10 protein-coding genes and 1 pseudogene are annotated in these 8,234 nt (G+C 67.0%); 8 read left to right on the plus strand and 3 right to left on the minus strand.

The features are described from left to right. Position 1 precedes the first annotated feature (1 nt). The gene (locus ACFE99_RS06740) at positions 2 to 1,135 is read left to right on the plus strand and encodes a homoserine O-acetyltransferase (RefSeq protein WP_375483637.1); all 1,134 of its coding nucleotides are present in this window, start codon (positions 2 to 4) and stop codon (positions 1,133 to 1,135) included. After that, positions 1,132 to 1,863 (plus strand): class I SAM-dependent methyltransferase, encoded by a 732-nt coding sequence (locus ACFE99_RS06745; RefSeq protein ID WP_375483639.1) that lies wholly within the window; start codon positions 1,132 to 1,134, stop codon positions 1,861 to 1,863. Before ACFE99_RS06740 ends, ACFE99_RS06745 begins: the two co-directional genes overlap by 4 nt. A gap of 69 nt (positions 1,864 to 1,932) precedes the next feature. Here the strand turns inward: ACFE99_RS06745 and ACFE99_RS06750 are convergent, their stop codons facing one another. Further along, complete coding sequence (locus tag ACFE99_RS06750) at positions 1,933 to 3,369, minus strand: FAD-binding protein (RefSeq protein ID WP_375483641.1); 1,437 nt, start codon at positions 3,367 to 3,369, stop codon at positions 1,933 to 1,935. 139 nt (positions 3,370 to 3,508) lie between these two features. Between ACFE99_RS06750 and ACFE99_RS06755 the strand changes: the two are divergent. The 4 genes and pseudogenes from ACFE99_RS06755 to ACFE99_RS06770 form a co-directional block, all read left to right on the plus strand. After that, positions 3,509 to 3,724 (plus strand): annotated as a pseudogene (locus tag ACFE99_RS06755) (MMPL family transporter); the annotation flags it as partial. 116 nt (positions 3,725 to 3,840) lie between these two features. Beyond that, positions 3,841 to 4,200, plus strand: a complete 360-nt coding sequence (locus ACFE99_RS06760) for a type II toxin-antitoxin system Phd/YefM family antitoxin (protein ID WP_375483643.1) — start codon at positions 3,841 to 3,843, stop codon at positions 4,198 to 4,200. Positions 4,201 to 4,207: 7 nt separating this feature from the next. Further along, complete coding sequence (locus tag ACFE99_RS06765) at positions 4,208 to 4,834, plus strand: AAA family ATPase (RefSeq protein WP_375483645.1); 627 nt, start codon at positions 4,208 to 4,210, stop codon at positions 4,832 to 4,834. Positions 4,835 to 4,936: 102 nt separating this feature from the next. Then, the gene (locus ACFE99_RS06770; RefSeq protein ID WP_375483647.1) at positions 4,937 to 5,323 is read left to right on the plus strand and encodes a DUF732 domain-containing protein; all 387 of its coding nucleotides are present in this window, start codon (positions 4,937 to 4,939) and stop codon (positions 5,321 to 5,323) included. Here ACFE99_RS06770 and ACFE99_RS06775 read toward each other — a convergent pair. Both ACFE99_RS06775 and ACFE99_RS06780 read right to left on the minus strand, forming a co-directional pair. Beyond that, positions 5,320 to 5,613, minus strand: coding sequence for a DUF3017 domain-containing protein (locus tag ACFE99_RS06775; RefSeq protein ID WP_375483649.1), 294 nt, complete (start codon positions 5,611 to 5,613; stop codon positions 5,320 to 5,322). The genes ACFE99_RS06770 and ACFE99_RS06775 overlap by 4 nt on opposite strands. Next, positions 5,610 to 6,458 (minus strand): bifunctional methylenetetrahydrofolate dehydrogenase/methenyltetrahydrofolate cyclohydrolase, encoded by an 849-nt coding sequence (locus ACFE99_RS06780; RefSeq protein WP_375483651.1) that lies wholly within the window; start codon positions 6,456 to 6,458, stop codon positions 5,610 to 5,612. The genes ACFE99_RS06775 and ACFE99_RS06780 overlap by 4 nt, the downstream gene beginning before the upstream one ends. Before the next feature lie 39 nt (positions 6,459 to 6,497). Here ACFE99_RS06780 and ACFE99_RS06785 point away from each other — a divergent pair, with 39 nt between their 5' ends. Further along, a complete protein-coding gene (locus tag ACFE99_RS06785; RefSeq protein WP_375483653.1) occupies positions 6,498 to 7,685 on the plus strand; it encodes an NADH:flavin oxidoreductase in 1,188 nt (395 codons plus the stop codon). A gap of 76 nt (positions 7,686 to 7,761) precedes the next feature. Then, a partial coding sequence (locus tag ACFE99_RS06790) for an FHA domain-containing protein (protein ID WP_375483655.1) occupies positions 7,762 to 8,234 on the plus strand: 473 nt, incomplete at its 3' end.

An 8,234-nucleotide genomic window follows, 5' to 3' on the forward strand; every position in this document is an offset into this window, starting at 1 on the left:
GGTGACAATCTCCGAGGTGCGGACTCAGACGCTTCCCCCCGAAGGCGAGGTGGGGCTCATCGATATCGGGTCGTTGACGCTGGAAAGCGGCGCGGTGATCGATGACGTCTCTCTCGCTGTGCAACGCTGGGGCGAGTTGTCGCCCGCGCGTGACAACGTTGTGGTGGTATTGCATGCGCTCACTGGTGATTCGCATATCACCGGGCCTGCTGGTCCGGGCCATCCGACACCGGGCTGGTGGGACGGCGTGGCCGGCCCCGGTGCGCCCATCGATACCAACCGGTGGTGCGCGGTGGCCACCAACGTGCTGGGCGGCTGCCGCGGCTCCACCGGCCCCAGCTCGATCGCCGATGACGGAACGCCGTGGGGCTCACGGTTTCCCCGGATAACGATCCGTGATCAGGTGCAGGCTGATGTGGTCGCGCTGGCCGCGCTCGGGATCACCGAGGTCGCCGCCGTCGTCGGCGGCTCGATGGGCGGTGCCCGGGCGCTGGAATGGGTTGTCGGCCATCCCGATCGGGTCCGGGCGGGGCTGCTGCTGGCGGTCGGCGCGCGGGCGACCGCCGACCAGATCGGCACGCAGAGCACACAGATCGCGGCCATCCAGGCCGACCCGAACTGGCAGGGTGGGGACTACTATCACAGCGGCCGCGAGCCGGTGGCCGGGATGTCGATCGCCCGCCGCTTCGCGCATCTGACCTATCGCGGCGAAGTCGAATTGGACACCCGGTTCGCCAACGACGCTCAGGGCGACGAGGATCCGGTGGCCGGCGGCCGCTATGCGGTGCAGAGCTACCTGGAGCACCAAGGCAGCAAGCTGGTGGCGCGGTTCGACGCCGGCAGCTATGTGGCGTTGACCGAGGCGCTCAACAGCCACGACGTCGGCCGGGGACGTGGTGGGGTTTCTGCGGCACTGCGCGGGTGTCCGGTCCCGGTGGTGGTCGCGGGGATCACCTCCGACCGGCTGTACCCGCTTCGCCTGCAGGAGCAGCTGGCCGAGCTGTTGCCCGGCTGTACCGGACTGCACGTTGTCGACTCAATCTATGGGCACGACGGCTTTTTGGTGGAATCGGAAGCTGTCGGCAAGTTGGTCCGGCAGACGCTCGAGCTGGCCGAAGGCGTGCGTGCCCGGTGACGCGCTCCAGGCACGACCGCTCCCTGTCGTTTGGTTCAGAGGCGGCCGCCTACGAGCGGGGCCGCCCGTCGTATCCTCCGGAGGCAATCGACTGGCTGCTGCCGGCCGGGGCTCGCGACGTGCTCGACTTGGGTGCCGGTACCGGCAAGCTGACGACCCGGCTGGTCGAACGCGGGCTGGACGTGGTGGCCGTCGAACCCATTCCGGAGATGCTGGACGTGCTGCGCAAGTCGCTGCCAGACACTCTGGCGCTCTTGGGGACCGCAGAGGAAATTCCTTTGCCGGACAACAGCGTCGACGCGGTGCTGGTCGCGCAGGCGTGGCATTGGTTTGATCCGGCGCGGGCGATTCCGCAAGTGGTTCGGGTGCTGCGGCCGGGCGGGCGCCTGGGATTGGTGTGGAACACGCGCGACGAGCGGCTGGGCTGGGTGCGCGAACTGGGGCGGATCATCGGCAGCGACGGCGATCCGGTCAGCGACCGTGTCGCGCTGCCTGACCCGTTCACCGACTTGGAGCGCCATCGAGTCGAGTGGACGAATTACCTGACACCGCAAGCGCTTATCGACTTGGTGGCTTCGCGCAGCTACTGCATCACCTCGCCGGCCGATGTGCGGACCAAGACACTGGACCGGGTGCGCGAACTGCTGGCCACCCATCCGGCGCTGGCCAACAGCAACGGCCTTGCGCTGCCCTACATTACGGTCTGCGTGCGGGCGGCCCTTTCGTGACTTACGCCGAGTGGCCAGTTATTGCACGGTTTTTCGCGAATAGCGTGCTATAAGTGGCCGCTCGACGTCTCAGAAGTTCAAACCGGAGAACATGACGCGGCCGGGATCGTAGCGCTGCCGCACCGCGGTCAGTCGAGCCAGATTCGCGCCGAAGTACCGGGACGGCGGGTCGTTGGCCTCCAGATAGTTCACGTAACCGCCGACCGAATAAGGTCGCACCGCTTGGTGTGCCGTCTGCAGCCAGCTGGTGGCTGCCGCCGGGTCACCGGATGTTTCGACGTACCACTGCACCAGCGCGGACTCCCGACGCCACGGGAACGCGGTGGCCGTCGGTGCCACACTGGCGAGCGCACCGTCGAGAGCATGCATGATCGCCAACATGCGGCCCGCCCCACGAGGGAAGGCGGTGACGGCCGAGGCGATCCCCTGAGCGGCGCCCGCGTTGATGGTCGGGAAAACATCGGATCCGCCGACATACCCGAGCGGCGACGGGTTGAGGTTCCCGACGGCCAGATACCTCACCAGGTCCAAATAGTTGACGGTGTGATTCTCCGTGCTGGTCGGTTGCGTCCCGACGGCTGAGATGACGGCGCTCGCGACGCTTTTGCCCGACCCCGCCGGGCAGGTCGCCATGATGCGGCACTGCGTACCCATCGCGTCGGTGGTGCTGTCGGCCAGTGCCCAGCTGCCTCGGTCGGCGGTGCGCAGCCAGTTCTGCCAACCGAGCAGGACCTGCGCGAACGACTGCGGCGGGAAATTGAGGTTCACCACGTCGACGTCGCCGGCGGGGAACGTGGCGAAAGTCATCGACGTTGTCACCCCGAAAGTGCCGCCCCCGCCGCCACGTAACGCCCAAAACAGGTCGGGGTTGCTGGCGCTGGAGGCAGTGGCCGACTGTCCGCCGGGCAGCACCATCGACGCCGAGGTCAATGCGTCACACATCAGTCCCGCATGCCGGGAATGGGCGCCCAGCCCGCCGCCCAGGGCGTGCCCCGCGGTACCGACCGACGGGCAGGTACCCGTCGCAATCCCCCGACCGGCCGCGGCCAGCGCCTGGTGCAGCGCATACAGATCAGTCGCCGGCGTCACCGTGACCTGCCCGGTAGCGGCGTCGTAGTTGATGCCCCCGGGCAGCTGACGCAGGTCGAGCACCATGGTGCCGTTCGCCGTGGACGCCCCCACATAGGAGTGCCCACCACCTCGCGGAGCGACTTTGAGGCTATGCGCCGCAGCGAATGCCATCGCCTTCTGCACGTCGGCCACCGATGCGGGAACTACCACTGCCGCCGGCGTCGAGCCGTTATAGTTCGTGTTGAAAACTTGCTTGCCCGTGGCGAATCCGCCGTCCTCCGGAAGTAGCACCTGGCCGCCGAGGGCGGCCCTGAGACCGTCCAACCCGGAAGTCTTCGGATCGGCGGTAGCCCGCACCGATCCGAAGACCGCGCCGGCCGCTAACGCTCCGGCGGCACCCCGCAAAAACGCCTGCCGTGAAATCTCACGCGCCACCGTCGGGCTCCCGCGATTGCATCATGTCCGGCATTCTCAGCCTCGGGACGACAAAATCGCGGTGCCGCAAGATGTGTCGCTAGAAACGTGCACAAACCGTTACACCAGCGGGATGCGTGAGGTTCGGGGACGTGAATGGGTGACATCCGCAGGTTTGGTGTTCGCCTTCACGATGCTGGCAATGCTGACAAGCGACCTGCGATCCATCGGTCAGGTGGGCTCCACTGTGTGCATCGGCCTGCGGCTCGACACGCTGATCGTGCGTTCGTTCGTCGTTCCGTGCATTGTGCGGATCCTCGGGCCGTGGTTCTGGTGGTTCACCCTGGTGCGTTCTCATCCGTTACCGCAGCGATAAGTGCGTTCGGGCATGCACCCCGCCGGCGGCCATCCCTCAGATAATCGGTCCATTCTGCTTAATTGGGCTAATATGGCTATATCGGCTAGCAGAACCAATCCGGAAAGGACTTTCCGATGTCGACCTCGACGCTGACGTTCCGCAACCGCGACGGCAAGTTAGTCGATGTGCCGACGGTGCCCGCCAGCCGTTTCAAGAACCAGTTCGGCGCGGTTTTCGAACAGGCCGCGCTCGACGGCGCGGTCGCGATCACCAAGCACGACACACCGAAGGCGGTGCTGATGTCGGTCGCCGAGTTCGAGGCGCTGACGAAATCGCGTGAGCCGGCGCTCGACGAGCTGAGCGAGCAGTTTGACCGCCTGCTGGAACGTTTGCAGCAACCGAAGGCGAAGGCCGCGCTGGCGTCGGCTTTCGACGCCTCACCGACGCAGCTGGGGCGCTCGGCAGTGAAGGCGGCGCGCGCAAAGCGGCGTTAACTGCCACGTGGCCCGCCTGTATGTGCTCGCCGGGGTCAACGGTGCCGGCAAGAGCAGCATCGGCGGTGCAACGATCCGCGCGTCGGGCGCCGACTACTACAACCCCGACGAGGCGGCGCGTGCTCTCCGCGTGGCACATCCCGGCATCGACCAGGTCCGCGCGAACTCCCTGGCCTGGCAGCAGGGCAAGCGGCTGCTGGAAAGAGCGATCGACGAGCGCCTGGATTTCGCCATCGAAACGACACTCGGCGGCAGCACCATGCTGCAGTTGCTCATGCACGCGGCTGCCGTCGGGATGGAAGTGCGCGTCTGGTATGTCGGGCTGCTCAATGCGGAAGCACACATCGAACGAGTGCGGCAACGCGTACGCGCAGGCGGCCACGACATCCCGGAGGCCGACATCCGGCGACGGTACCGCCATAGCAGGCAGAATCTGGTGCGGTTGCTGCCGGTGCTCACCGAGCTGCGCGTTTACGACAACTCAGCAGAGGCCGACCCCGCCGCCGGCCACGCGCCGCGGCCGGTGCTGGTGCTGCACGTCAAGCAGCGCCGGGTCGTGGCCCCGGACGATGTAGCATCGACGCCTGAATGGGCCAAACCCATCGTCGCCGCCGCGCTGAAACTCGAACGCTGAAATTCCAACAATGGACCGTGCGCAAACCTTTACCCCACTGTGTTGTGAATGTGACGGCGGTACAGCACTGTTCATTGCAGTCGAACAGATGAGGAGCGGCAGATGCCGGCACTGGGGACCCATCGCATGAAGATTTCTCTTGCGGCGTGGGTGGGTCTGGTCACATCGGCCGCCGCATTGGCAGTGCCTGCGCAGGCGAGTCCGCTTGACGACCAATTCCTCTCGTCGCTGGGCAACGCTGGTGTCAACTACGGCGATCCCGGCGGCGCCGTGGCCCTGGGCCAGTCCGTCTGCCCGATGCTGGCCCAGCCGGGCGGAACGTTTGCCGCTGCCGCATCGAACATCAGCGGCCACAACGGAATGTCACCGGGGATGGCGCAGCTGTTCACCGGCATTGCGATATCGATGTATTGCCCGTCGATGATGGCGTCGATCGCCAACGGCAATATGCCGAACCTGCCGCAACTGCCGGGCATGCCCGGTATCTAACGCGTTCCCAACGGGTCGATCGTCGCTGCGATGTAGCACATCGCAGCCCCCACCGTCGCGAGTGCGACGAAGTCAATTCCCTTGCTGCGCACCGCCAGAAGCCCGGCCCGCTCGTCGGGCAACACCAGCCGCAAAGCCGCGGCCACCCCGACGCCGATGCCGATCAGCAGCGCACCACGTCGCCAGAAGTTCAAGCCCGCCAACGCAAACGCCGCGACGAAGATCACCACGACCACCAGGATCGGCCACTGCGCAGCCACGATCCTGTGGGTGTGGTCCCGCACGGTCACTGCGCGGCCTCGGCCAATTCGACGACATTGGTCAACAAGAACGCCCGTGTCAACGGCCCCACGCCACCGGGATTCGGCGACAAATAGCCGGCGACCTCCCACACCTCCGGATGCACGTCGCCGACCAGCCCGTCGTCGGTGCGGCTGACCCCGACGTCGACGACCGCGGCGCCCGGCCGCACCATGTCGGCGGTCACCAGGTGCGGTACACCCACCGCGGCCACGATGATGTCGGCCTGCCGGGTCAACGCGGGCAGATCACGAGTCCCGGTGTGGCACAGAGTAACTGTCGCGTTTTCGGTGCGGCGGGTGAGCAGCAGCCCCAGCGGGCGACCGACCGTCACACCCCGCCCGATGACCACCACGTGGGCGCCGGCGATCGGCACGTCATAGCGCCGCAGCAAATGCACGATGCCGCGCGCAGTGCACGGCAGCGGCGCCGGGGTGCCCAGCACCAATCGGCCCAGGTTGGTCGGGTGCAAACCGTCGACGTCCTTGGCCGGGTCGACACGCTCCAACGCCGCGTTCTCGTTGAGCTGCTTGGGCAGCGGCAACTGCACGATATAGCCGGTGCAGTCCGGGTTGGCGTTGAGCTCGTCGATGGTCTCGTCGAGCTTGGCCGGGCTGATGTCGGCGGGCAGGTCGCGGCGGATCGAGGTGATGCCGACTTTGGCGGAATCAGAGTGCTTGCCGCGAACATAGGCGTGGGATCCGGGGTCGTCGCCGACCAGGATGGTGCCCAGGCCAGGGGTGCGGCCCGCCGCGGTCAATGCCGCGACACGTTGTTTGAGGTCGACGAAGATCTCGTCGCGTGTGGTCTTGCCGTCCAGCCTGATTGCACCCACGCCTGACAGTCTGGCACGCCGCACGATTAGGCTCCCGGTATGCCACCGGACGTGTTTGCCCCGGCCAAGCTCGGTCCGCTGACGCTGCGTAACCGCATCATCAAGGCCGCCACGTTCGAGGCCCGCACACCTGACGCCCTGGTCACCGACGACCTGATCGAGTACCACCGGCTGCCGGCCGCCGGCGGGGTCGGGATGACGACCGTCGCCTACTGCGCGGTGTCCCCCGGCGGCCGCACGGGCGGCAACCAGATCTGGATGCGCCCCGAGGCGGTGCCGGGGCTGCGCCGGCTCACCGAGGCCGTGCACGCGGAGGGCGCGGCGGTAAGCGCGCAGATCGGCCACGCCGGCCCGGTGGCCGACGCCCGGTCCAACAAGGCCCAGGCGCTGGCGCCGGTGCGGTTTTTCAACCCCATCGGGATGCGCTTTGCCCGCAAGGCCACCCGAGAAGACATCGACGACGTCATCGCCGCGCACGCCAACGCCGCACGGCTGGCCGTCGAGGCGGGCTTCGACGCGGTCGAAATCCACTTGGGCCACAACTATTTAGCCAGTTCGTTCCTCAGCCCGCTGATCAACCGGCGCGACGACGAGTTCGGCGGCTCGTTGGAGAACCGGGCCAAAGTGGCCCGCGGATTGGTGCTGGCCGTTCGCCGCGCAGTCGACAGCCAGATCGCGGTGACGGCCAAGCTCAACATGGCCGACGGTGTGCGCGGCGGCATCGCGATAGAAGAAGCGCTGACCACCGCCACGTGGCTGCAAGACGACGGCGGCCTGGACGCCCTGGAGCTGACCGCGGGCAGCTCGCTGGTCAACCCGATGTATCTATTCCGTGGTGATGCCCCGGTCAAGGAATTCGCCGGAGCGTTCAAGCCGCCTCTGCGCTGGGGCATCCGCATGACCGGCCACAAGTTTTTGCGCGAATATCCCTACCGCGATGCCTATCTGCTGCGTGACGCGCGGCTGTTTCGCGCCGAGCTGTCGATGCCGCTGGTCCTGCTCGGCGGCATCACCAACCGCGAAACGATGGATCTGGCCTTGGCGGAGGGATTCGACTTCGTCGCGATGGCGCGGGCGCTGCTCGCCGAGCCCGATTTGGTCAACCGGATCCGCGCCGAGCGATCGGTGGAGTCCGCCTGCATCCACTGCAACCGGTGCATGCCGACGATCTACAGCCGCACCCACTGCGTAGTGACCGGGGCGCCGGATTTAATCACGACCCACTGATTCGGCTCGCTTCGGAACTCACCGCAGCCCAACAGATACAGTTGGCCAAGTGAATCAACCGGCTACAGTTGGTGCGATGAGTCAAGCAGCGCCGCCCGTGCTGACCGTTCGGTACGACGGATCCCAGCGGACGTTCGCGCCTGGCCATGACGTGGTCATCGGACGCGACCTCCGTGCGGACATGCGTATCACGCACCCGTTGATCTCTCGTGCGCATCTGCTACTGCGCTTCGACCAGGGCAGGTGGCTGGCGATCGACAACGGTTCGTTGAACGGCACTTTCGTCAACGGCCGTCGTGTGCCAGTGGTCGACATCCACGACGGCCAGGCCATCAACATCGGCAACCCCGACGGACCGCGCCTGACCTTCGAAGTGGGACGGCACCAAGGCATGGCCGGACGGCCGCCCCAGACCGCGTCGATGCGCGCCGTCCAGCCGTCCGGGGCCCCGCCACGGTCCGCGCCTCCCCCGCCTTCGCGGCAGCAGGGCGGAGGGTGGCCGCCGCAATCAGCGCCCATGCGGCCGCATCCGGGTGGGCCTCCGCACAC

This window comes from uncultured Mycobacterium sp. (assembly GCF_964249325.1).
In the GTDB taxonomy this organism is placed as follows: Bacteria; Actinomycetota; Actinomycetes; order Mycobacteriales; family Mycobacteriaceae; genus Mycobacterium.